At 32.5% G+C, this 24,820-nt stretch carries 23 protein-coding genes; 8 read left to right on the top strand and 15 right to left on the bottom strand.

Translation table 11 applies throughout. The features are described 5' to 3' along the window. Nucleotides 1-67 precede the first annotated feature (67 nt). On the top strand, nt 68-1,444 hold the full coding sequence (locus RB619_RS20265; protein ID WP_308100916.1) for a nucleoside permease: 1,377 nt from the start codon (nt 68-70) through the stop codon (nt 1,442-1,444). 319 nt (nt 1,445-1,763) lie between these two features. On the opposite strand, the gene RB619_RS20260 is transcribed toward RB619_RS20265, so the two are convergent. Next, nucleotides 1,764-2,120 carry a hypothetical protein gene (locus RB619_RS20260; protein ID WP_308100915.1) on the bottom strand — a complete coding sequence of 119 codons (357 nt, stop codon included), beginning with the start codon at nt 2,118-2,120 and terminating at the stop codon, nt 1,764-1,766. 537 nt (nt 2,121-2,657) lie between these two features. Between RB619_RS20260 and rpsA the strand changes: the two genes are divergently transcribed. Next, the gene (gene rpsA / locus RB619_RS20255) at nt 2,658-4,433 is read left to right on the top strand and encodes a 30S ribosomal protein S1 (protein ID WP_115887268.1); all 1,776 of its coding nucleotides are present in this window, start codon (nt 2,658-2,660) and stop codon (nt 4,431-4,433) included. A 137-nt stretch (nt 4,434-4,570) separates the two neighbouring features. Here rpsA and RB619_RS20250 read toward each other — a convergent pair whose 3' ends face one another. The 3 genes from RB619_RS20250 to RB619_RS20240 form a co-directional block, all read right to left on the bottom strand. Then, nucleotides 4,571-5,110 (bottom strand): biopolymer transporter ExbD, encoded by a 540-nt coding sequence (locus RB619_RS20250; RefSeq protein WP_308100914.1) that lies wholly within the window; start codon nt 5,108-5,110, stop codon nt 4,571-4,573. 25 nt (nt 5,111-5,135) lie between these two features. After that, entirely contained in the window at nt 5,136-5,660 is a 525-nt protein-coding gene (locus RB619_RS20245) for a biopolymer transporter ExbD (protein ID WP_308100913.1), read from the bottom strand. A gap of 89 nt (nt 5,661-5,749) precedes the next feature. Beyond that, nucleotides 5,750-6,700 carry an LD-carboxypeptidase gene (locus tag RB619_RS20240; RefSeq protein ID WP_308100912.1) on the bottom strand — a complete coding sequence of 317 codons (951 nt, stop codon included), beginning with the start codon at nt 6,698-6,700 and terminating at the stop codon, nt 5,750-5,752. A gap of 342 nt (nt 6,701-7,042) precedes the next feature. Between RB619_RS20240 and RB619_RS20235 the strand changes: the two genes are divergently transcribed. Then, nucleotides 7,043-7,597, top strand: coding sequence for a fasciclin domain-containing protein (locus RB619_RS20235; protein ID WP_308100911.1), 555 nt, complete (start codon nt 7,043-7,045; stop codon nt 7,595-7,597). An 83-nt stretch (nt 7,598-7,680) separates the two neighbouring features. Here the strand turns inward: RB619_RS20235 and RB619_RS20230 are convergent, their stop codons facing one another. The 7 genes from RB619_RS20230 to RB619_RS20200 form a co-directional block, all read right to left on the bottom strand. Then, entirely contained in the window at nt 7,681-8,526 is an 846-nt protein-coding gene (locus RB619_RS20230) for a DMT family transporter (protein ID WP_308100910.1), read from the bottom strand. 71 nt (nt 8,527-8,597) lie between these two features. Next, on the bottom strand, nt 8,598-8,738 hold the full coding sequence (locus RB619_RS20225; RefSeq protein ID WP_144336356.1) for an SsrA-binding protein: 141 nt from the start codon (nt 8,736-8,738) through the stop codon (nt 8,598-8,600). Nucleotides 8,739-8,826: 88 nt separating this feature from the next. Then, nucleotides 8,827-10,707, bottom strand: a complete 1,881-nt coding sequence (locus tag RB619_RS20220; protein ID WP_308100909.1) for a M56 family metallopeptidase — start codon at nt 10,705-10,707, stop codon at nt 8,827-8,829. Nucleotides 10,708-10,712: 5 nt separating this feature from the next. Further along, nucleotides 10,713-11,081 (bottom strand): BlaI/MecI/CopY family transcriptional regulator, encoded by a 369-nt coding sequence (locus RB619_RS20215; protein ID WP_132990905.1) that lies wholly within the window; start codon nt 11,079-11,081, stop codon nt 10,713-10,715. Nucleotides 11,082-11,151: 70 nt separating this feature from the next. Then, a complete protein-coding gene (locus RB619_RS20210) occupies nt 11,152-12,843 on the bottom strand; it encodes a M56 family metallopeptidase (RefSeq protein ID WP_308100908.1) in 1,692 nt (563 codons plus the stop codon). Nucleotides 12,844-12,849: 6 nt separating this feature from the next. After that, on the bottom strand, nt 12,850-13,218 hold the full coding sequence (locus RB619_RS20205; protein WP_155103118.1) for a BlaI/MecI/CopY family transcriptional regulator: 369 nt from the start codon (nt 13,216-13,218) through the stop codon (nt 12,850-12,852). Between the two features lie 163 nt (nt 13,219-13,381). Then, nucleotides 13,382-14,599 (bottom strand): MFS transporter, encoded by a 1,218-nt coding sequence (locus RB619_RS20200; RefSeq protein WP_308100907.1) that lies wholly within the window; start codon nt 14,597-14,599, stop codon nt 13,382-13,384. Nucleotides 14,600-14,698: 99 nt separating this feature from the next. On the opposite strand from RB619_RS20200, the gene RB619_RS20195 reads away from it, so the two are divergent. The 5 genes from RB619_RS20195 (at nt 14,699) to RB619_RS20175 (ending at nt 18,581) form a co-directional block, all read left to right on the top strand. Further along, the gene (locus RB619_RS20195) at nt 14,699-15,298 is read left to right on the top strand and encodes a DUF1684 domain-containing protein (RefSeq protein ID WP_308100906.1); all 600 of its coding nucleotides are present in this window, start codon (nt 14,699-14,701) and stop codon (nt 15,296-15,298) included. Beyond that, on the top strand, nt 15,298-15,945 hold the full coding sequence (locus tag RB619_RS20190; RefSeq protein ID WP_308100905.1) for a TatD family hydrolase: 648 nt from the start codon (nt 15,298-15,300) through the stop codon (nt 15,943-15,945). Before RB619_RS20195 ends, RB619_RS20190 begins: the two co-directional genes overlap by 1 nt. A 210-nt stretch (nt 15,946-16,155) precedes the next feature. Then, nucleotides 16,156-16,872: a tRNA threonylcarbamoyladenosine dehydratase gene (locus tag RB619_RS20185; protein ID WP_308100904.1), complete on the top strand. Its 717-nt coding sequence runs from the start codon at nt 16,156-16,158 to the stop codon at nt 16,870-16,872. Nucleotides 16,873-17,006: 134 nt separating this feature from the next. Beyond that, nucleotides 17,007-17,669 carry an HAD family hydrolase gene (locus RB619_RS20180; RefSeq protein WP_308100903.1) on the top strand — a complete coding sequence of 221 codons (663 nt, stop codon included), beginning with the start codon at nt 17,007-17,009 and terminating at the stop codon, nt 17,667-17,669. A 69-nt stretch (nt 17,670-17,738) separates the two neighbouring features. Then, nucleotides 17,739-18,581, top strand: coding sequence for a DUF2911 domain-containing protein (locus RB619_RS20175; protein ID WP_308100902.1), 843 nt, complete (start codon nt 17,739-17,741; stop codon nt 18,579-18,581). A gap of 213 nt (nt 18,582-18,794) precedes the next feature. Here RB619_RS20175 and RB619_RS20170 read toward each other — a convergent pair whose 3' ends face one another. The 4 genes from RB619_RS20170 to RB619_RS20155 form a co-directional block, all read right to left on the bottom strand. Beyond that, on the bottom strand, nt 18,795-19,424 hold the full coding sequence (locus RB619_RS20170) for an MCP four helix bundle domain-containing protein (RefSeq protein WP_308100901.1): 630 nt from the start codon (nt 19,422-19,424) through the stop codon (nt 18,795-18,797). Beyond that, nucleotides 19,421-20,053: a hypothetical protein gene (locus RB619_RS20165; protein WP_308100900.1), complete on the bottom strand. Its 633-nt coding sequence runs from the start codon at nt 20,051-20,053 to the stop codon at nt 19,421-19,423. Before RB619_RS20165 ends, RB619_RS20170 begins: the two co-directional genes overlap by 4 nt. A gap of 195 nt (nt 20,054-20,248) precedes the next feature. Next, nucleotides 20,249-21,985: a sodium:solute symporter gene (locus RB619_RS20160; protein ID WP_308100899.1), complete on the bottom strand. Its 1,737-nt coding sequence runs from the start codon at nt 21,983-21,985 to the stop codon at nt 20,249-20,251. Between the two features lie 123 nt (nt 21,986-22,108). Beyond that, entirely contained in the window at nt 22,109-24,640 is a 2,532-nt protein-coding gene (locus RB619_RS20155) for a PIG-L family deacetylase (RefSeq protein ID WP_308100898.1), read from the bottom strand. Nucleotides 24,641-24,820: the final 180 nt, after the last annotated feature.

Here is a 24,820-nt window from a genome sequence, read left to right as displayed (position 1 = left end):
TTTTGCAGATATTATTTTAAATGTTAGTTTTACCGCTTGATTTTTATTTTAAAGACAATTTCAATATATGGGAATTAAAAACAGGTTAATCGTGATGAGCTTTCTTCAGTTTTTTGTTTGGGGAGCTTGGCTTATTACAATTGGAAATTATTGGTTTGGAACCAAAAATTGGGAAGGAACACAATTTGGTTTAGTATTTGGAACCATGGGAATTGCTTCTTTGTTCATGCCTACATTAACCGGAATTATTGCCGACAGATGGGTAAATGCTGAAAAGCTATACGGAATTCTTCATATTCTTTATGCAGCGGTTTTGTTTGGAATTGCACAAGTAACCACTCCAGATAATTTTATCGCTGTAATGCTTTTAGCAATGTGCTGTTATATGCCAACAATTGCTTTAAGTAACTCTATTTCTTATACTTCATTAAAATTAAACGATAAAAATATCGTAAAAGATTTTCCGCCAATTCGTGTTTGGGGAACAATAGGTTTTATTGTTGCTATGTGGATAACAAATTTAAGTGGAAGTAAAGCAACGGAATACCAGTTTTATATTGCTGGAATTGGTGCCTTAATTCTAGGGATTTATGCTTTTACATTGCCAAAATGTGAGCCACAGCGTTTAATTAAAGAAAATGCAACGTGGATTGAAACTTTTGGTTTAGAATCTTTTAAATTGTTTGCAAACTATAAAATGGCTTTGTTTTTTGTTTTTTCTATGTTTTTAGGAGGAGCATTGCAATTGACAAATGCATACGGGGATGTGTTTTTGGATGAATTCAAGCATTTTCCAAAATATGCAGATTCTTTCGTTATAAAGTATTCTACTATAATTATGTCGATTTCTCAGGTTTCTGAGACGTTATTTATATTGGCAATTCCGTTTTTCTTGAAGCGTTTCGGAATCAAACAAGTTATGCTTATTAGTATGTTGGCTTGGGTATTACGTTTCGGATTATTTGCTTTTGGAGATCCCGTAGGAGGATTATGGATGATTATTCTTTCTTGTATTGTTTATGGAATGGCATTTGATTTCTTTAATATATCAGGTTCATTATTTGTAGAAAGCAATACCGATTCTAAAATTCGTTCTTCTGCGCAAGGTTTATTTATGATGATGACAAATGGAGTAGGAGCAGTTTTAGGAAGTTTGACTTCTGGTTGGGCAATTGATCGTTTCTTCACAAAATCATTTGCTAATACAACTGAATTAGCAGGATTTTTACAAACAGATACAACGAACTCAAAAATGTTAGAATTTGTAAAAGGTCAAGGGAATTCAGTTTCTGCGGATGGGATTTTTGCTAACCCAATTTTAATGAAAGACTGGCATACAATCTGGTTGTCTTTTGCAGCTTATGCTTTGGTTATTGCAATTGCATTTGCTGTGTTGTTTAAGCATAAACATGACCCGAAAGAAATTGAGAATTTGAGTCATTAAGATTCTGCTTTTTAGATTTTAGAAGATTTAAGAGCGAAAAGAAAATAATTTAATAAAATAAAAAATACCACAAAAAGTTTCTAAATTTAGAAACTTTTTGTGGTATTTTGCTTTAAGATAATTATATTAATAAGAAAAAAATAAAATCATACACTCTTTCTGAAATGAAAGACAAACTTATTGGAGAAATTGGGGATAAGGAAAGGGATAAATATGAAAGTAAACTTAAAAAAGAAATCTCAAGAAGAAATAAAAGAAGTAAAATTCGGTAAAAGTAAACCCGACAGTTTTTTATACCGAGGCTTTGGGACTGTCGGGTTTAGTTTGTTGTTACATTGCTTTTAAAAGCATTTCTGAGTATTATAACTAAAAACAAAAACACGATATAGATTAAGAAGTAAATTTTAATTGTTTCGTTGTTTTCAATTTCTTGTGAAATAATAACGCTTTTTTGGTCTTCATAAGCATATTTTGAGGTTCCACGGTCTAAATACCAGATGTAAACTGAATCATGATGTTTGGCCATGTATTCGTTTATTTCAGGTTCGTATGATTGATATTTTAAACCTAATCCGCTTCCAGTAGTAGGTTTCAGGAAACTTCCTTTGTTGAAATAGAAATATGTTGATATTGAGCCACCTTTAGAAGTTGATGATCTTGATGAGTCAATTTTCACTTTTATTTTTTTAAACTCTTTTTCGTGGTTAATAATTTTGCAATTGAATGTAAATTGCATTGCGAGAATGAATACAATAAGAGTTGAGAAGCAAAGTATTGCAGTTATAAATACGGCTAAAAAACTTGAACTGTTATTTTTTGGTGGCATATTGGGGCTGTTTTATGTTGTAAATATAGTAAACCCGAGAGGTTTTAAAAACCTGTCAGGTTTGTTTATTCAGGTCCTTATAAAAACAAAACTTTCTAATCTAGCCCCGATAGAAGTGGAAATCCTTTTATACCGGTGTTCGGTATAAAAGATTGGAGCGGATAGCGGGACTTTACGTCCTGAAAAACCCGAAATCGTCTGCTCCTGAGCAATTCACTGATAATCATCCTGAATTTATTTTGTAAGTACAGAAATTTGTAGTAATTTTGCAAACCTTTTGGCAAAGAAGAGTTTCCTTTAGGTATCAACTATTTATGTAAAACAACTTCTGTTTTTTCTACTGCTTTATGAAACTCGAGGAAAACAGAATACAAATTTTTTATCAGCATGTCTGAACAATTAAAATCACAAGAAGAGTTTTTAGCAAATTTTAACTGGCATAACTTCCAAGAAGGAATTGATGCAGTAGATGAGAAAAACTTACAAGAGTTTGAAGAACTAGTATCAAAAACTTTCATCGCTACAGATCAAGAAGAAGTAGTTGAAGGAGTTGTTGTTAGAATTACAGATAGAGACGTTATCGTTGATATCAATGCTAAATCTGAAGGTGTTATTTCTTTAAATGAATTCCGTTACAACCCAAACTTAAAAGTAGGTGACAAAGTTGAAGTATTAATCGACATCCGTGAGGACAAAACAGGTCAATTAGTATTATCTCACAGAAAAGCACGTACTATCAAATCTTGGGATAGAGTTATTGCAGCTAATGAAACTGGAGAAATCGTTAACGGTTTTGTTAAATGTAGAACTAAAGGAGGTATGATCGTTGACGTATTCGGTATCGAGGCGTTCTTACCAGGATCTCAAATTGACGTTAAGCCAATTAGAGACTACGATGTATATGTAAACAAAATGATGGAATTCAAAGTGGTAAAAATCAACCACGAATTCAAAAACGTTGTTGTATCTCATAAAGCGCTTATCGAGGCTGATATTGAAGTACAGAAAAAAGAAATCATCGGTCAATTACAAAAAGGACAAGTATTAGAAGGTGTTGTTAAAAACATTACTTCTTATGGTGTGTTCATTGACTTAGGTGGTGTTGACGGATTAATTCACATTACTGACCTTTCTTGGAGTAGAATCAACCACCCAAGTGAAGTTCTTGAATTAGACCAAAAATTAAACGTTGTAATCCTTGATTTCGATGATGAGAAAACAAGAATTCAATTAGGATTGAAACAATTAAACGCTCACCCATGGGATGCTTTAGATGCTAATTTAACAATTGGTGATAAAGTAAAAGGTAAAGTAGTTGTAATCGCTGATTACGGTGCATTTATCGAAGTTGCTGAAGGTGTTGAAGGTTTAATCCACGTTTCTGAAATGTCATGGTCAACTCACTTACGTTCTGCTCAGGACTTCGTGAAAGTTGGAGATGTTGTTGAAGCAGTTATCTTAACTCTTGACAGAGATGATCGTAAGATGTCATTAGGTATCAAACAATTAACTCAAGATCCATGGACTGACATTACTTCTAAATACCCAGTAGGTTCTAAACATACAGGTATCGTTAGAAACTTTACAAACTTTGGTATTTTCGTAGAATTAGAAGAAGGAATTGATGGATTAATCTACATTTCTGACCTTTCTTGGACTAAGAAAATCAAACACCCATCTGAGTTTGTAAACGTTGGTGAAAAACTTGATGTTGTAGTATTAGAGTTAGATGTTGAAGGACGTAAATTATCTTTAGGTCACAAACAAACTACTGCTAATCCTTGGGATCAATACGAAGATTCTTTCGCTGTAGGAACTATCCACAATGGTGAAATTTCTGAAATTGTTGACAAAGGAGCTACTGTTGAATTCGGAGATGATATCGTTGCTTTCATTCCTACTCGTCACCTTGAAAAAGAAGACGGAAAGAAATTGAAAAAAGGTGATACTGCTGATTTCAAAGTAATCGAATTCAACAAAGAATTCAAAAGAGTAGTTGCTTCTCACACTGCTATCTTCCGTGAAGAAGAAGAGAAAAACGTGAAAGCTGCTGCTGAAACTACTACATCTGCATCTACAAACGCACCAGCTGCGACTTTAGGTGACAACAATGATGTATTAGCTGCTTTAAAAGCTAAAATGGAAAAAACTGAGAAAAAATAATTCTTAGTTTCATCTAAATAGAAAGTCCCACAGAAATGTGGGACTTTTTTTATGCTTTTTGTTTTAGGTTTTCTTTGTTTCAAGTTTCAAGTTTGTCAGTTCGAGCGGAGTCGAGAACTCTTTTGAAATGATTTTTATTATTTTGAAGCTAGTAATTTTGATTCCTCGGGAGTGAATTCAGGAACAATTGCGTAAGTGTCAATTTGATTAATAGCCATTTCGTCTAAGATGTCAATCAAATTTTTAAAATTTGATTTTTTGCTTGGTTTTATAATTACAATTGGCCCATTTTTTGGTTTTCCCAGCGCTGCTGAATATTCAAGAATTGTTTTCTTCTGAGTAGAAAGTTCTTCTCGAATTCCGTTTTTTCCATAATTTATTTCTTTTGGCTCTTTAAGAGGATTGAATAAAAAACCAGTATATGTAATAATTTTATTATTCTCATCTAGTAGAACAGTTATAGTGCGTTCACTACTACCACTACCACAAGTGATAACATGATTCCATTCATCGTCAAAATATTTATCAGGCAAACTTAAATCCATACCTTTCGGTTTCGATAGTTCCCCGACAACCATAAAAAATATAATTAGCAAAAATGAGACGCTTACCATTGCAGTTAAATCGACTCTTGAACTTAATTTCTTGCTTCTGACTTTTTGAGGTAAATTATTCATGACTTTGGGTTTAAGTTAATTTGAATTATTTTGAAGCTAATAATTTTGATTCTTCCAGAGTAAATTCTGAATCAATATTATAAAAATCTATATCCGCTATTTTTAATTCATCAAGAATTTCTATAAGATTCCCATAATTTGAATTTTTACTTGGCTTAATGATAACCACAACTCCTTTTCCTAGTTTTCCATATTTAGCTGAATATTCGAGCGCCATTTTGTTTTTTTCTAGCAACTCTTTTCTGATTCCGTTTTTTCCATATTGCATTTTTTTGGAAGTATTTGTAGGAGTAGGTATCAACCCTGAGTAAGAAATTATTCTATTATTTTTACCTAATAAAATTGTGAGAGATCTATTTTCTTCAACATAAGCTGGACGACAATCATCACAATCAAGATCAGGTAAATTTAATTCCATAGCTTTTGCCTTAGACAATTCCCCAACAACCATAAAAAATATGATCAGCAAAAAAGAAACGCTGACCATAGCGGTTAAATCAACTCTTGAATTTAACTTTTTACTTCTTACTTTTTTAGGTAGATTTTGCATATGAATCTGATTTTGATATTAAAGTTAATCAAAATTTTATTCAGAAAATAAATCGAGTTTAAATAAAAAAGTATTTTTTGAAGACTTATTTATTTGTACGAAATAATTACAGATGCTGCATTAGATTCTAGCTTAACTTTTTTACCAAAAGTCATTGCATGATTATTTCTGATATGTCCTGCCGGAAAGTCGAAAATTACAGGATAATCGTATTCCTTTACTACATTTAAAATGATTTCGCGGTGTGTTCCTCCAAACAAAATATTTTCTTCTTTCTTATAATCGAAATCACCAACAATGATTCCTTTTAAATCTTTCAAAAAGCCATTTCTTTTCAGCGTATACATCATTCTGTCAACTCGGTATAAATCTTCGCCTACATCTTCGATGAACAGAATTTTTCCTTTTGGATCAATATCAGAATTACTGCCTAGCATCGACATCACAATCGATAAATTTCCACCAATAAGAACTCCTTTGCTTGTGCCTAATTTATTAAGCGGATTAGTAGGAATTTCATAAGTTACTTCCTCACCAAACAATGATTTATAAAGGGTTTCTTTTGCTTGAGGTGTTGCTCTTCTCATTCCTCCTGGCATTGTAGCGTGAATTGAGGCAAATCCTAATCTATGAACTTGTTCGTGAAGCGTGGTAATATCTGAATAACCAATAATCCATTTTGGATTTTTCTTGAAAGCAGAAAAATTCAATTGATCAACAATTCTAACAGTTCCATATCCCCCTCTGGCGCACCATATTGCTTTAATATTTATATCATCTAAAGCTTCTTGCAAATCATTTTCTCTTTCAAGATCTGTTCCTGCAAAATGATTGTGCCTTTTGAAAAGATTTTTTCCTAGTTTGATATTAAGTCCCCAACTTTTTGCAAGTTCAATTCCTTGATTAATTTCTGTTGAATCAGTCAGGAAACCCGCTGGAGCAACAATCATTATTGAATCACCTTGTTTAAGATAAGGCGGAATAGTATATTGTTTAATTGCTTTATCTGCTTCCGAAAGATAATTTTCTTGATAGTTCATTTTATAAGCTGGGGTTTTACATTGAATAAAAGTTAAGAAGACTAAAATAGAAAAAATCGTTTTTATGTGGTTATTAATTATCATTTTGAGGTTAAATTATTGCGTGTTTTTTGACTTTTTGCGTCTTTTTTTTTGTTTGACAAATATGTTTTGAAATTAACAATAAAAAGACGCAAAAAACATTTCGACAATAAAAATAATCAAAAATATTTTTTATCATCAATAAGCTGTTTTACAGTGTGTTTTGAGAATATTTCAATATTTTTTAAAATTATTTTGATTTTTCGTAAAACCAAAACAAATATAACGTCGTAAATGAGCTTATAACTTAAAATATTAATTATGAAAACTAGACAATTTTTAGCCACAGCAATTTTAGCTTTGACATTCGGATTTACATCTTTTGCTCAAAAAACAGTAATGGTTGGAGGAGCAGCAATGTACCCTAACAAGAATATTATTGAAAATGCTGTTAATTCAAAAGATCATACGACGCTTGTTGCAGCAGTAAAAGTAGCAGATTTAGTAGAAACTCTAAAAGGCAAAGGTCCTTTTACCGTTTTTGCACCAACAAATGAAGCTTTTGACAAACTACCAAAAGGAACTGTTGAAACGTTATTAAAACCTGAAAATAAAAAGGCACTTCAAAATGTTTTAACTTATCATGTTGTTGCAGGTAAATGGAATGCTGCTTCTATTGCAAAAGCAATTAAAGCAGGGAAAGGAAAAGCAACAATAAAAGCGGTAAATGGCGGAACATTAACAGCTTGGATGGATGGAAAAGATTTATACATTACTGATGAAAACGGAAATAAATCTAAAGTTACAATTGCAGATGTGAATCAGTCAAATGGTGTTATTCATGTAGTTGACGCTGTATTATTGCCTAAAAAATAATATCTATTAAATTCCAAAATTCAAATTCCAAATTCCAATTTAAAACTTGGGATTTGGAATTTGAATTTTGTGTTTTTTTGGATTTATCTTTTTGCTGTCAAAGTACTTCCAGCAGAAGCAATTACAACACAAACAACAGCAAGGATTTCATAGAAACTTAGATTTTCCTGCAAGAAAATGAAAGCACAAATTGAAGCCGCTGCGGGCTCTAAACTCATTAAAATACTAAAAGTTCTTGGAGGAAGCTGTCCTAAAGCTTTCATTTCTAAAGTAAACGGAATAGCACTCGATAAAAGTGCTAGAGCAATTCCCATTCCGAAAAGTTTTGGAGTAAGATTGACTAATCCATTTTCAAAAAATCCGAAAGGCAAAACTAAGATTGCTGCAAATAGCATTCCTGTTGAAACAGCTTGACCATCATTCATTATTTTTGAAATTTTGCCTCCAAAAACAATATAAGCTGCCCAAAGTGCGCCCGCCAAAAGAGCGAATATTACACCTAGAGAATCTATACGTTCGTTTTTCCAAGGAGCAATCAATACTATGCCGATTGCAGCAAGCAAAACCCAGCAATAATCGACCAAGCGTTTTGAACCTGTAATTGCAAGCAACAATGGACCAACAAATTCTAAAGTTACAGCAAGACCAATTGGAATCCTTTCTATAGCAAAATAAAAAATCAGGTTCATCGCTCCTAATGATAATCCATACGGAATTACAATTTTCCATTGAGCAGGAGTAATCGCTTTTAAATTTGGCCTATAAGCTAGTAGTAAAAGTAAAGCCGAAACTCCAATACGTATAGATGCCGTTCCTGCAGCACCAATTGCGGGGAAAAGTGTTTTTGCAATTGCGGCGCCACACTGAACACTTATTATAGCTAATAAAACTGCTGGAACAGGAGGAATGCTGATTTCTCTATTTTTCATAAAAGTAAAAATGCAGAGAATAATAGGACTATTATTTTCTGCTAAATAAAATAAATTAAGTTTTCAGATTATTATCCTAAGGCTTTTTTTGTTACAAAAGCACGATAGCCAATAATAGCCATTTGCCATTTTTTGGCTTTGGAAATGTCTAAACCTTGTTTTGTAAAACTTGGCAAGAGAATTTTATTCAGTTTGGCTAAAATTTTATACATGGCAGATTTGTTTTTTCAAAGATATAAAAAAAGACTTTGCGAGAGGCAAAGTCTTTTTTGTGGTTTTAATCAAGAGAATTGTTGAAAATTAAGCTTTTCTATTTTCGTCTCTTTCAGCCATTTTTCTGTTTTTTTCCTGTTGTTTCATATCTTTCGCATGCTGTTTCATTTGTTTAGCATGTTCTTTCATCTCTTTTTCGTGCTGTTTCATGTCAAGTTCATAACGTCTCATGTCCAGCTCATATTGCTTCATGTTATTTTCATATTCAGAGTCATTTCCAAACTTCATTTTCATGTCGATATTGAATTTGTCCATGTTGGAACTAAATTTCTGCATTGCAATTTCGTATTGCTCCATTTGTTTTTCAAAAATAGCTTCACGTTTAGACATGATTTTTTCGACTTCCTCACCATATGCAGACATGGCATCAATGTTAGGCTGAAATTTCTCCATTTTTTTCTCAAATTCTTCCATTTCTTTTTCAAACTGAGCCATTGCAACTTTATCCTTTGGATCTCTAGGTGCTCTAGGCGGTTTTGGCATTTTTGACATATCAATTGCTGGAGCAGGAGGTAGCGGTCCGGCAGGGAATACAGGTGCTACAGGAGGAACTGGAGCAACCATACCAGGAGCACTTGGCGCACTTGGTGGAGCAGGTGCATCTGGAGCTTCAGGGGCATCATCTGAGTTTTTGAAATCGGTAATAACTACATTTTGAGTTTTAACCATTGTTGGAGTAGTAATAGTTTCGCCATTAACTAAAGTAATATTTTTAGTGCCATTATCATTTGTATTCAATACAATATTGCACTCTTTTATTGCTTCAGAACTGTTTACTTGTAAAATTTGTTTTTTACCGTTTTCTTTGATAATCTGAATTTTAATACCTGTGATTTCGTTTTTGCTGTTTCTTTCTAAATCTGAAATTGTAACATCAACATTATGTTCTGATTTTAGTTTTGTTGCTAAGTCTTTTAATTCCTGATCTGTGGTTGATTTTGTGATTTTAAAAACCTCAGGATCTTGATTTTGTGTAGCAACAGTTTTTTCTGCCAAAGCCTTTTTTTCCTGAGCAATCGTTTTTATTTGGAATAAAAATACAAAAGCTGCAAGGGCCGGAATTACAGCGTAATATTTCCAGTAATTCCATTTTTTTGATTGATTTTTGTTTAACATGACAATTCGTTTTTTGATTAATGATTGATAAAAATGATTGGTGATCGCAACACAAGTTTCGTGTGTTGTTATTTTTAAAAGTGTGTATTGATACGCTTTTTTGTCTGATAGTTTTTTTGAAGCTTCCTTGTCTGCAATAAATTCTAAATTCTGCAAAATTGCTTTTTTGTAAAGCCAGATAATTGGGTTGAACCAAAAAAGAATACAGAAAATTCTCGAAATTATGACATCAACAGTATGATGTTGATCGCTGTGTACTTTTTCATGCTCTAGAATACTTTGCAGTTCTGCTTCGCTGTACAGTGATGAGTTGTACACAATGTAATCGAAGTAGGAGAAAGGAGCAATGTTTTCAGTAACATCAACAAATTTGAAATCTTCTTGCTGTTTTACATTTTTCCCTTTTAAAACCGAGTTTAAGCTGTAGAAATCAATTGCAAATTTTAGCATAAAGGTGGCAAATCCAATTGCATAAATGGCAAGCGAAACTAGATTCCAGTTTATTTCAAAAGTTTCTTCTTCAACAGCTGGCAACTGATTGTATGTAGAAACATAATCGTGGCTTAAAGAAGCAGTTTGAACGATAGGTGAATAAATTATTGGAGCTGGATCAATCCAGACTACTTTTGTATAAATGATAAAAGGTAATATCACTGAAGTGATTAATCCGGCCAATAAAAAATACCTGTTGCTGGTAAAAAAAGTCTCTTTGCGCAGTAAAAAATAATAAGCAAAATAGAACAAAGCTATTAAACTGCCCGATTTGATGATAAAGGTGAAAAGTGCTTCCATATCGATTATTTTTCTTCTTTTGGATTTTCAATCATTGCTAAGATTTCTCGTAATTCGTTTGCCGAAATTTTTTCTTCTTTGGCAAAAAACGAAACCATACTTTTATAAGAGCTGTTGAAATAATTATCAATTGCGGTACTCATAAAACCTTTTCGGTATTCTTCGATACTCACAATTGGATAATATTGATGCGTATTCCCAAAAGCGTTATGGCTAACATATCCTTTTTCTTCAAGATTACGCACAATAGTCGAAAGCGTGTTGTAATGCGGTTGTTCTTCAGTGATTTCAGCCTGAATTTCTTTTACAAAAGCTTTTTTAAGCTTCCATAAAATGTGCATTATCTCTTCTTCTTTGTTGGTTAATTTTTGCATTATTTTGGTTTTGGCTGTTAAAAATAGTTGGTTGGATGTTTTTATTTTTGATTGTAGTAAATCATAAATATTAATTCTTAGAATGACCTTTTGTAACTTTTCCTTGTAAATCTTCAAACTGACTGTTTCCAAATGTAGTTTTAGTTATAATTTCGACTACACCATTTTTTGCAATATCTCCATATTTATCTTCGGCAGTCTTTCCTAATAAAGTTGTGATAGTGCTAATTTTTTTCTGGTCTATATCATTAATATCAAAATCAGGACTTGCAATAGTGCCATTTATTACTATCAACGGCTTTTGTTCAGTATTTAATTTACTAGAATCACTGCCATATGTAAATATCATAATCTTATTGTTAGCTTTACTATCATTATTTGCACTTAAGCTGACAGTTGTATTTGCGTTTACATTTACATTAGTATTGCTAGTATTTGCACTACTGCTTGTAGTAACGCTTGTATGAGTATTATCAGTAGTTTTAACATCACAGTTTACTTTAGAATTTTGAACATTTTTTATTTCAACTTTTCTTTCTTTATTAGAAATTTTCGCCTGATTTTCTTGATTTTCAGAAACAAAATCAATTTTTACAGATCCGTCATCTTCTGTTGTAACAATAATTTGGCAATCTTTAATGGCTTTACTTCCATTAACCATAAAATTTTGATTTTGTTCAGTGCCTTTTTTTATTGCAACTCTAATAGATGTAATTTCATTGCTTGAGTTTCTTTCAACATCAGATATTGTAGTGTCAAAATCATGATTTTTCTTTAATTTCTCGGCAATTTCTTTTAATTCCTGATCTGTAGTTGTTTTCGTGATTTTATAGATCTCAGCAGAAGTTACTTCTTTAGAAACTTCATTTCTACTGGTTTGCTGTCTTTCTTTTGCAATTACTTCAACTTGAAATAACAAAACAAAAGCGGCAAGTGCTGGAATTACTACATAGTACTTCCAAGAATTCCTTTTTCGTGATTGATTCTTGTTCAACATAACAATTCGTTTTTTGATTAATGATTGATAAAAATGATTGGTGATTGTAATACAGCTCTCGTGAGTTGTGATTTTTAAAAGCGTGTATTGATAAGCTCTTTTGTCTGATAATTTTTTTGCTGCTTCCTTGTCAGCAATAAATTCCAGATTTTGAGCAATTGCTTTTTTGTAAAGCCAGATAATCGGATTAAACCAAAACAGCAGACAAAAAATGCGGGCTACCAAAATATCTGCAGTATGATTTTGATCGCTATGCACTTTTTCATGCTCGATGATATTCTCTAATTCTGATGAAGTGTACATTGATGAGTTATACACTATATACTCAAAATAAGAGAAAGGAGCAATATTTTTGTTGGTATCAATAAATTTGAAATCAGCCTGTTGTTTCACTTTTTGCCCTTTTAAAACGGTTTGCAAACTGTAAAAGTCTAAAGCAAATTTTATAAGCAAAACTAAAAACCCAAGACCATAAATTAATAATAGCGTATAATTCCAATTAATTTCAAAAGTTTGATTTGAAATATTTTGGGAAACTGGTATTTGAACTTGACTTAGATTAAAATTTGAAACCGGAGTAGGGTTGACAAAAATTGTTTTGGTATAAACCAAAAGTGGCAATAAAGCAGAGGTACCTAAACCTGCCAGTAAAAACCATCTATTAGTATTGAAGAATGTTTCTTTACGAAGTAAAAAATGATAAACACAATAAAACATTACAACTAAACCTGCTGATTTTGCTATATATATGAAAAGTGCTTCCATAACCGACTATTTTTCTTCCTTTGGATTTTCGATCATAGCTAAGATTTCACGTAATTCGGCCGCCGAAATTTTTTCTTCTTTGGCAAAAAATGAAACCATGTTTTTATAAGAACTATTGAAGTAATTGTCAATAGCAGTTTTCATATACTTTTTACTGTACGCTTCTAAAGTAATTATTGGATAGTACTGATGCGTATTTCCAAAAGCATTGTGCGCTACAAAACCTTTTTCTTCAAGATTGCGAACAATAGTCGAAAGTGTATTGTAATGCGGTTGGTCTTCAGTAATTTCTGCCTGAATCTCTTTTACAAAAGCTTTTCTAAGCTTCCATAAAATTTGCATAATTTCTTCTTCTTTGTTGGTTAACTTTTGCATGTTTCCTAATTTAATTCAAACGTACAACTATTTTTATAGTTACGCAACTATAAAACTAGTTATTTAACTATTTTTTAAGTTTGAATTGCCATTGAGGCACACGAAAATATTTCAATTTAAAGGTAATAAATTGAAAATTAATAATTTATGTAAAAAGTAAAATTTAAGAAATTCGCTCGCGTGTTAAAGCTTTTTTGATCCAAAAACAGCAAAGTGTTGCCACGAACCCGCTGCATGCCATAAAAAACCAATTGGCTTGATAGTGGAAAACTGCTATTATTCCGAAGCCTACTTTTGAACTTACAATATGTGCCAAACTAAAGCTCATTGTGTACAACGCCATGTATCGGCCTTCTTGACCACGTGGTGCACGGCTTAAAGCAAATGCATTTGAAAACGGAAAAGTCAAGATTTCGCCAATCGAAATGCAAATCATTGCAATTACAAGAATTCCAGCCCAAACGTTTATTAATAATAGGACAAAACTAAAAGCCATTAAGAATGATCCAGCGATTATGATTTTGATTTTAGGAACACCTTTTCTTTCCATAAAACCAACGGTTGGCATTTCTAAAGAAAAGATCAGAAGCCCGTTTAAGGTCATTAGTAATCCTGTTTGAAATTCACTTAAATCGAATTTCTCATTATGATATAAAGGAAGTGTTGTGAATAGTTGAAAGAAAATCATTGCCGTGATAAAGCTCACAAACAAGAAAACCCAGAAAATTTTATCATGAAATACCGATTTAATATCCGCGGCGCTTTCAGTTTTATCATTGTGTTCGGCTTTTTTCTTTTCTTTTACCAAAAGTGCAAAAATAGATATCGAAAGAATACAAGAAGCTCCGTCAACCCAGAAAAGCCCAGAATATCCCATTCCCATAATAATAAGTCCGCCAAGAGCTGGACCCGCGGCAAAACCTAAATTTACAGCAAGACGAACAAGTGTTAAAGCTCTGGTTCGGTTTTCTGGCTTTGCATAAGCGCCAAGCGATACAAACATTGCTGGTCTGAACATATCAGCAATAGTCATTAAAATAAACATTGCAATACAAAGTCCCCAGAATGTAGTGATATATTGAACGAAGAAAAGCGAAACACCACTGGTGAATAAACTAAAAATCATGATTTTGTAAAACCCTATTTTGTCCGAAAGTTTTCCGCCAACCCATGAACCTAACATAGAACCTAAACCAAACGAAACCATAATCCAACCAACCTGATTGTAGCTAAAATGAAGATCTTCTTTTAAATATTTTGATAAAAAAGGGAGCACCATTGTTCCGGCGCGATTGATAAAAGTGATGATGGCAAGTATCCAAATTTCTCTTGTAAATCCACGAAAATTATTGATGTAACGGTTTAAAGCAGTTTTGAGCATTATAAAATAGTCTTATTTGCAACAAAGTTAGGAAACTTTGTCACGTATTGCGGTTGTTGCTTTGTTACTTTTAAACTATTTTTGCGTAAAATTTCAAAGATGAAAAAAGCGATTCTACTTGTTGTATTGATGATTTTAAATTTTGGCTACAGCCAAAAAAAGTTTAGTTACGCAAATGTTGCAAATTTTCAGACTACAATCAATTCTGAATATGCTGATGCTAAGACAAGTCCGTTAATGGAAGAAGATTTAAAGACGTTTAAAACTTTGGATTTTTATCCGATAAATGAAAAGTATTTTGTGATCGCAAAGTTTGAAAAAGCGAAGAACGAAAAAGTTTTCGAAATGAAAACTACCGGAACAAGAACTCCAAAATATATCAAATTTGGAACTCTAACTTTTAAATTAGATGGGAAAGTACTTAAATTAAATGTTTACAGAAGCATTGATCTTGCGAAACAAGAGCAATATAAAGATCATTTGTTTTTACCTTTTTCGGATTTAACATCTGGAAAAGAAAGCTACATTGGCGGCAGATATATTGATTTAAAAATTCCGAAAGGAAATATAATTGCTATCGATTTTAATCAAGCTTACAATCCGTATTGTGCTTATAATCATAAATATTCTTGTCCGCTAGTTCCTTTAGAGAATGATTTGAATATTGAAGTTAAAGCAGGAGTTAAAGCGTTTCATTAATGGAATTTTTTAATCTCCATACACATCAATTTACAAACCAGTCTACTATTTTAGAATTGGTGAATCAATATCCGCTGGAATTTGATGAATCAATTTCGTTTTATTCTATCGGAATTCATCCATGGCATATTAAGGAAAATCAAATAGATGAAGAATTAAAAATTATTGAAGAAAAGCTTCAAACTAAAAACTGTTTGGCAATTGGCGAATGTGGTTTAGATAAACGAATTGAAGTGCCATTAAACTTGCAAATTGAAGTTTTTGAAAAACAATTAGCTTTGGCCGAAAAATACAAAAAACCGGTTGTAATTCATTGTGTCGCGGCTTTTCAGGAAGTTATTGAAATTAAGAAGAAATTGAAAATTTCGGTTCCAATGATTATTCACGGATATTCTAAAAATAGTCAGTTGGCAGAACAATTGATTACGGCAGGATTTTATATTTCATTTGGAAAATATTTATTGAAAAACCCAGATTTAAAAGCCGTTTTTCAGAAGGTTCCTAATGATCTATTTTTTCTGGAAACAGATACAATTGAAGAGAATATTCAGCAGGTTTATGAATTGGCTTCGGAATATAAAAATATAACAATTAATGAATTGCAGGATATTATTTCAAGTAATTATAAAAGAGTATTTGAGGAGTGAATAGTAATTAGTAAATAGTAATTAGTGATTAGTGAATAGTTTTTACGCATGTCACCCGGAGCGATCCCGAAGATGCGGGAGAAGGGCGCCCCAATAGGACGTGGGCTTCGACTCCGCTCAGCCTGACAGACGTACAGCATAAAACCTGAAACCTGAAACTTCGAATTTGAAACCTGAAACAAAAGAAAATAAAAAACAAAAGAATATAATATGGCAGAGTGGACAGAAAGAGCCGAGCTTTTATTTACAAAAGAAGGATTAGAAAATTTGCGTAATGCAAATGTATTAGTAGTAGGATTAGGAGGAGTAGGATCATTTGCTGCTGAATTTTTAGCAAGAGCAGGAGTAGGAAGCATGACAATTGTTGACGGCGATGTTGTTGATATTACAAATATCAACAGACAATTGCCAGCTTTGCATTCTACTGTTGGTGAACCAAAAATTACTATTGTTGGAGATCGTTTAATGGATATTAATCCGGAATTGAAATTAACACGCGTAAAAGAATTTTTGTCGCCAGAACGTGCTTTTGAAATCGTTTCGCCAGAGTTTGATTATGTTTTGGATTGTATTGACAGTATCACACCAAAATTGAATTTAATTATTGCTGCAAAACGCAAAAGAGTTAAAATCATAAGCAGCATGGGCGCAGGAGGAAAGATGTTGGCTTCTAAAGTAAAAGTTGCAGATATTTCAAAAACGATAAATTGCTATTTTTCAAAAACAATCCGCAAAAGATTAAAAGCGGCAAAAATCAATAAATTGAAAGTGGTTTTCTCATCAGAAATTCAAAATGAAAAAAGCTTAAAATTAACAGACGGGAAAAATTTCAAAAAATCTTTCTACGGAACAAACAGCTACATGCCTGGTTTATTCGGACTTCATGCAGCGGAAACTGTTATTCGATATTTGATTTCGAAAGAGTAAAAAAAGGCACTAAGGTGCTAAGATTCTAAGGCGCTAAGTTTTTTAAAAGCTAAGAATCTCAGTTCCTTAGAACCTTAGCACCTTAAAAAAAACTTAGAACTTCAGTCCCTCAGAACCTTAGCACCTTAAAAAAAATGATTAAAACAGTAATTTTTGATATGGACGGCGTAATTGTCGACACAGAACCCGTTCATCGTTATGCGTATTACAAGCAATTTTCGGAATTAAATATTGAAGTTCCAGAGGAAACCTACACTTCGTTTACTGGATTTTCAACGCGAAATACATTTCAGACTCTGAAAAACTTATTTCCAACTATTGAACATGAAGTTGAAGACTTAATTCAAAGAAAGAGAAATATTTTTAATGACGCTTTTGATACTAAAGAAGACTTGTATTTGTTGGAAGGAGTTGAAGATTTAATTAAAGATTTATATGCAAATAAAATTCAGTTAATTTTAGCATCATCGGCTGCAAAAGTTACTATTGAAAGAGTTTTTACAAGGTTTAATCTCCATCAATATTTTTCGCATATTGTAAGTGGTGAAGATTTTCCGCAGTCAAAACCAAATCCTGCTATTTTCATTCATGCAGCTTCATTATCAATCGCCCCAAAAGAGGAATGTATTATTATTGAAGACAGTACAAATGGAGTAAAAGCAGCAAAAGCGGCAGGAATTTACTGTGTTGGTTATCGTAGTGAGCATTCAAATTTGCAAGATCTTTCAGGTGCGGATTTAGTAATCAATCATTTCAATGAATTAGACGCTCAAAAAATATCACAGATTGCACTCTGAATTAAGTTAAATTTAACATTTGTTAGCTGATTGAATTTGTAAATTTGAACAAACAAATAAAACCCTAAAATGAAAAAAATACTTATTGCATTTGCTATTTTATTAGCGCCTTTTGCTTCAGAAGCACAGATAAAAACACCACAGGCAAGTCCAAAAGCTTATATTAAACAAACTGTCGGTTTAACTGATGTTGAAGTAACGTACTCAAGACCGGGCGCAAGAGGAAGAGCGGTTTTTGGAAATTTAGTTCCGTTTGGTAAATTATGGAGAACAGGAGCTAATGAAAATACAATCATCAATTTTAGTGATGATGTTGTAATTGATGGAAAAACTTTGAAAAAAGGAAAATATTCAATTTATACAATTCCTAAAATTGAAAGCTGGGAGATTATTTTTTACTTGTCTACAGATAACTGGGGATTGCCAGAGAACTGGAGTGATGCTTATGTAGCGTTAAGAACTACAGTAAAAGAAGATGCATTACCAACTCCGGTAGAGACTTTTACAATTGGCATTAACGGTTTGGATCCAAATTTTGCTTATTTAGAAATGGCTTGGGAAAATTCTCATGTAGCGCTTAAATTTGAAGTTCCAACTGCAAAAGCAGCAACAGCAAGTATCGAAAAAACTTTGGCTGGACCAACATCAAACGATTATTATGCAGCAGCTCAATATTTATTTTCATCAAACGGAAATATCGAAACTGCAAGAACATATGTTGACAAATCATTAGATATGGTTACAGACAAACCTTATTATATCTTAAGACTGAAATCAATTATTCAGGCAAAACAAGGTGATAAAAAAGGTGCAGTTGAAACAGCAAAAGCTTCATTAGCAGCAGCTGAAACAGCAAACAATCAAGATTACGTAAAAATGAATAAAGACAGTATCGCTGAGTGGAGCAGATAATTAGTTTTTAAATTTCAATATTAAAAATCCAAAGCTTATGTTTTGGATTTTTTTTTGAGCATTTTTTAACCGCAAAGAACGCAAAGTATTTTTTAGCAATATTTAATAATAACGCAAAGTTCGCAAAGCTTAATGAAATACTCTTTGCGAACTTTGCGTAATTCTTTGCGTTCTTTGCGGTTAAACTTGAAACCTGAAACTTGAAACAAAAAATTAATTCAAACTCGGTGGTTCCGGAATTTTGATGTTCCTTTTAATTTTCTTTACAATCAGCAAATAAAAAGTAATACCACCTAAAATAATCAGCAACGCAATTTGAAGCTGGCCAAGACTATTGTTATCGTTATACATGGCGTTTGCAGCAGCCAATTTTGCTTTTCCTTCTTTAATCTGAATTTCAGATAAAGATTCTAAAGTTTTTAAAGCCTGTTCGCTCGAATAGGCAATCTTGTTCCAATTTTTATTTTCAACTTGATTATTAATTTCTCTACAGGAAGCCAAGAAAGCATCAAAATGCTCTTTTTCCTTATTTGTCAAAACTGTTTTGGCATATAAATCGTCAATATTGTGAATGATATCTAGCGTATGAATAATTTCATCTTTTTTAATATTGTCGCTCAAATCCAGTTTCTCAGCTTCCGATTTTATAAAATGCAATTCCTTCGAATACTGAAAAATATAGTGCGCCACAACAAGTCGGTCTTTATAAATGGCATTTATATTTTCGTTTACTTTTTTAGAATTTTGAAGCGTATTGAAGTTGCTCAGAATAATAATCAGCATCACAATCAGCAAAATAAATGCAGCCTTTGTTTTATTGCTATATTTTTTCAAATCTCTCATAACGATGTATTATAAAGAAACAATCCTTTAGTAACCATTTTGTTTTCAATAAGCTCCATGTTTTCAACGGCTCCTAATGGTGTAATTTTTATAGTTTTACTTCCTTTTACCGTATAAAAGTAATAAAGACTATTGGTGTTGATTAAAAATATTTCTTCAGATTTGCCATTATTATAATTGATCCTATAATTGTAGCTTTCTTTGTGGTCTCTAATTTTTTTTCCTGTAAAATAACCGCCGGCGAGTCCATAACCTAAGAAAAATGAGCAAAGTATCGCCGCAAGTGTTTTTACCGAAACACTATTAAAATAACTTTTAGTTTCTGCCTCAGAAAAACCTTCAATTTTTTTTAGTTCAAATGTTCTAATAACAAATTTTCTATCGTTGTATTTTGCTAGCAGTGATGGTAAATGATAATGAAATATAAAAAGTGAAATTACAAAAACTAAAATTATCGGATTTGAAGTAAAGGTAGCTATCGGACTGATCAAAATATCTATAATTGTAGAATATTTCAAAATATTGATTCCTAATTGATAATGAAAAAAACATTCTTTCAAGATTCCCATTATAACAAGGAAAAGGTATCCAAAGGGAAGCAATTTTTGAATATCGTCTGAAATTTTCATTTGCAGTTTTTTAGTTTGTTTTGAAATGGTATTTAAACTTACTAAAATAGTGTTTTTTACTTACAAATTGAGAAGAATTGATTTAGGAATAAAGGATTTATGATTTTTTGGAGCTGTTTTCGATCCCGATAGCTATCGGAACTAATATCTTTTTTATGGCTGAAAAAGCCATAAAAAAGATATCTCATCTAGATTTTATTCTAAAATGACTTCATCCGAATCTGGTTTTCCTCTGAAAAATAAAAATTGCATTAACAACGACAATACAATAGTAAGATTTGCTCCAATGAAATTCAGCCATAAATAGCCAAGTTTTTCCTGATCGCTTGGATAAATGTAAATAGTGAAATAATAGATAATGAAAATGGTAATTTGGCTGATTAGTGCACTGTAAAACATTGGCTTTGCCTGAACTTTTTTAAGATAAAAACCAACAAGGAATATTCCTAAAACTGTTCCGTAAAATATAGAACCAATAATGTTTACAAGCTGAATCAAGTTTTCGAACAAAGTTCCTACACAAGCAAAAAGAATTGCTACAATTCCCCAGAAAAGTGTGAAAAACTTCGTTGCCATTAAATAATGTTTCTCTGATTTTTCGCCTTTTACATTTCGTTTGTATATATCAATTGCTGTTGTCGAAGCTAAAGCATTTAACCCTGAAGCTGTTGATGACATGGCTGCAGAAATAATTACGGCAAGCAATAAACCAATAAGTCCTTTTGGTAAATAATGCAGAATGAAGTGGAAGAAAACATAATCTTTATCATTCGTTTCGCTGTTGCTGTCGGCTTTCGAAATGATTTCTTTTGCCTTGTCGCGCAAATCTTTTTCTTTGTTTGATAAAGCAACTAATTCTTTTCTTAAAATCGGATTGTCATAATCCTGATTTAACTGATCGATGTAAAGCAGATTAATTACTTTTTTGTCTTCAGAAAGTTTGTCAAGTTTCTTTTCTAGCGTGTGATATTCTTCTTTAAAAGCCGATTTTTCAATTACAATTTTATTATTCGGATTAAAATTTAACGGTACTGGATTGAATTGGAAGAAAACAAAAACCATAACTCCAGTTAATAAAATAAAAAACTGCATCGGAACTTTTAAAAGTCCGTTCATGATTAATCCCATTTGGCTTTCCTTAACCGATTTTCCAGATAAATAACGCCCAACTTGCGATTGATCTGTTCCAAAGTAAGAAAGTGCCAAGAAAAACCCACCTGTAATACCGCTCCAGAATGTATATTTTTCTTCTGGGTCAAAAGAGAAATCTACAATATTCATTTTATCATTTGCTCCCGCAATATGCATGGCACTTGTAAAAGTCATATCATTTGGAAGATAATGTAAGATCAGAAAAAAGGTAATAAACATACCCGAAATAATGACAAACATTTGCTGTTTCTGCGTTACGTTAACGGCTTTTGTTCCACCAGAAAACGTATAAATGATTACCAGAACACCAATAATAATGTTCATTATAGTCAAATTCCAACCCAATATCGCCGATAAAATAATCGCAGGCGCATAAATAGTAAGTCCGGTTCCCAAACCTCTTTGAACTAAAAATAGAACAGCAGCAAGAGAACGTGTTTTTACATCAAATCGCTTTTCAAGAAATTCATAAGCAGTAAAAACTTTATTTTTATGATAAAGTGGAATAAACGTGATGCAAATAACAATCATGGCAATTGGCAATCCAAAATAAAATTGCACAAAGCCCATTCCGTCATGATAAGCTTGACCTGGTGTAGACAGAAAGGTAATAGCACTTGCCTGAGTTGCCATTACAGAAAGCCCTACGGTGTACCAAGGCGTTTCGTTATTTCCTAAAATGAAATCTTCAACATTTTTACTCCCTTTGGTTTTCCAAGAACCATATCCAACAATGAATAAAAGTGTAACAATAAGTACGATCCAATCAAATAGTTGCATAGGTTATGAATATAATTGCATGATTAAAAAGAAAATAAGAATGTAAATAGCATTAGCCACCAAAACATAGGTGTAGCTTTTTTTCCATTTTTTTGTTTTTTTGGCTTCCATTTTACGAATGTTTTATTGCTTAAATTCTTGTTTAGGAGCTTCGATTGGCTGTTTCAGCGAAATAATATTCGATAATAATCTATACGCGCCGGCTACACCTTCTGGCAATTCTCTAAAAAAGCTTAAGCCAGTGTAAATATAGTATCCTTTTCCGTATGGAGCGACTAACAAAGCGCCATCTTTAGGTGATTCGCCTTTGTCATGTGAGGATATAATAGGAGTGAAGGCAGCATCATACTGATCTGGATAATACAAACCTTGCTCTTGCGTCCAACCTTGAAAATCTTTTTCAGAAATTTTGTTTGGTGTATTCAAAACGGGATGATTTGGTGCTAAAAAAGTGATTTTAGCATTTTCTTCAGTAACACGATCATTTGATACTTTTAAAGGATATGGTGCAATTTGATCTGTCACCATTTTTCCATACGTATTGTATTGTACAATCATGTTTTTACCGCTTTTTACAAAATCAAAAAGTATTTTTTGCTTGTTTGCCAAAGCATTAACCGTATTGTAAGCTCGGATTCCAGTAATTACAGTACTGAAAGAATCCAAACGCTCAGGCGTAATTTCCTCAGGTTTTAAGATTGTAACTTTATATCCCATTTGTGCCAAACTTTCTGGAACTTCGTCACCAGCACCCATAATATAAGCAATGGCGTCGCCCGAAGTTTTTAAATCAATTCGGATGCATTTTGATTCAGCTGGTTTTAAAACCATTTGTTTGGTAATATGGCTGTATTCGATTATCGTTTCGTCTTTGTCAAAACGTTTATTATCTACGGTTGCAATAGCTTTAGCAACTGCTTCTTCAGGATTAACTGGAGGTGTTACTTCAAAATAAAAAGTCTGTTCGTTTCCTTTTTTATCCAAAGAAAACGGAATTTCTTTTGGTGAAATTACCCAGCTTTTAGGTAATTCTAATTGAAGATTTCCTTTAATTCCGTCTCTTCCAGCACGAACTTTTACTGGAATCATTTTGCTTTTAGTATCCTTAAAAATCAAAACTTTTTCTAGGATAGAAGTTGTGATTTCAGGTACAATATCAAGAAAATTATACATTTCGCCTTTTACGCCGTCATTGTATTTGTAAACAACGATACGCTCAAACGGAATTTCAACACCATTAATTTTTACATTAAAAACAACTTTAACTTCTCTGATAATATCTGGAATTCCAATGTTTTCTTGATTTGAAACTGTATACATTCCAACAGTTGCTTTTTCTTTTAACCAATAAGGCTGTGTATATTCAATTGAATTTGGAAGTTGTAATTGAAGTCCTATCTTTTGATCGTTATTATTTTTTAAAATGCTATTTTGAACCGTTGTTTTATTATCTGGCAAAGTAGTTACGCTTGCCAACTGCATTTCAACAGCGCATCTGTTAATTGCTTCAAGATTTAATTTGATTGTACTTCCTGGTGTGGCTTCTTGTTCTGTAGCTACAGCTTCAAGATATAAACCAGAGCATGACGCGATAATGTTTTTTATTGCATTGGCTTTTAATGGTTTCCAATGATCATCATTTAAAGCGTCAATCATTGTGTAAGCTTTTACCAAATCTGGAATACTTGCCGATGGATTGCTGAAATCGTATTTTGAAATGATTTTAGAAATCAATTCTCCAATTGGTTTTCCGTTTTTAACGCGATTCCACGAAGTATCGATTCCATCAAATAAATTATCTCTTTCAGTTGGAGTTTCTCCATTTATAAGTTCTAAGTATTCTGTTTCTTCACCACGCGCGCCAGTACTTCCAAAACCTTGTGATTGATGACGACTTCTGCTTAAAGCAGCGATTTCTTGATTCGATTTTCCAATTCCGGTGTAATAAACTCCAGTTTCTAACTTAGTGAACTTCGATTTATTGGCCGCGTCAAATTTTTCTTGGCTTCCATAAAACCACCATGACGGATTAAAAAACTGGCGTTTTACTTGCCAAGGCGTAACGTATTTTAATTGTTCTGGATATATTTTTGGGTCATTCGTTAATTTGAAACTTTCAACGCTCAACATCGCCGATGATGTATGATGTCCGTGAGTTGTTCCCGGAGAACGGTGATCAAATCGGTTTATGATTACATCCGGCTGAAATTTTCTGATTGTCCAGACAACATCTGCAAGAACTTTGTCTTTGTCCCAGATTTCTAAAGTTTCGCTTGGATTTTTTGAAAAACCAAAATCATTTGCTCGAGAAAAAAATTGTTCGCCGCCGTCAATTTTTCGGGCTTCAATTAATTCCTGAGTTCTTATTACACCTAATAATTCACGAAGTTGTGGGCCAATTAAATTTTGTCCTCCATCACCACGAGTCAATGACAAATATCCAGTTCTAGCATTCATTTCGTTTGCCAAATAAGAAATCAGACGCGTATTTTCGTCATCAGGATGTGCCGCAACATATAAAACAGAACCTAAAAAGTTTAATTTTTTGATTTGATTATAAATTTCTACAGAACTTGGTTTTTGTGGCTGTTGTGCAAATGAAATTGAAATACCTGTCAATAAAAATAAAATAGTCAGTAACTGAATTTTTCGCATAGCGTGGTTTGGTGTTTTTGAAAGTGCATCAAAAATAGTAATTATATTTTTGAAGACTATTTAAATGAATTGTTAATGTTTGGTTATTGATTTCCTTTTTTAAGAAAAACTACTCCACAAAAAAAATGCCATCAGAGGATCTCTGACGGCATTTTTTTTAAAGAATTGATTTAACGAATC

Source organism: Flavobacterium sp. LHD-80 (genome assembly GCF_030929605.1).
Classification (GTDB): Bacteria; Bacteroidota; Bacteroidia; order Flavobacteriales; family Flavobacteriaceae; genus Flavobacterium.
The sequence above is the reverse complement of the archived record's forward strand: the minus strand, read 5'-3'. Positions and strand labels throughout refer to the sequence as shown.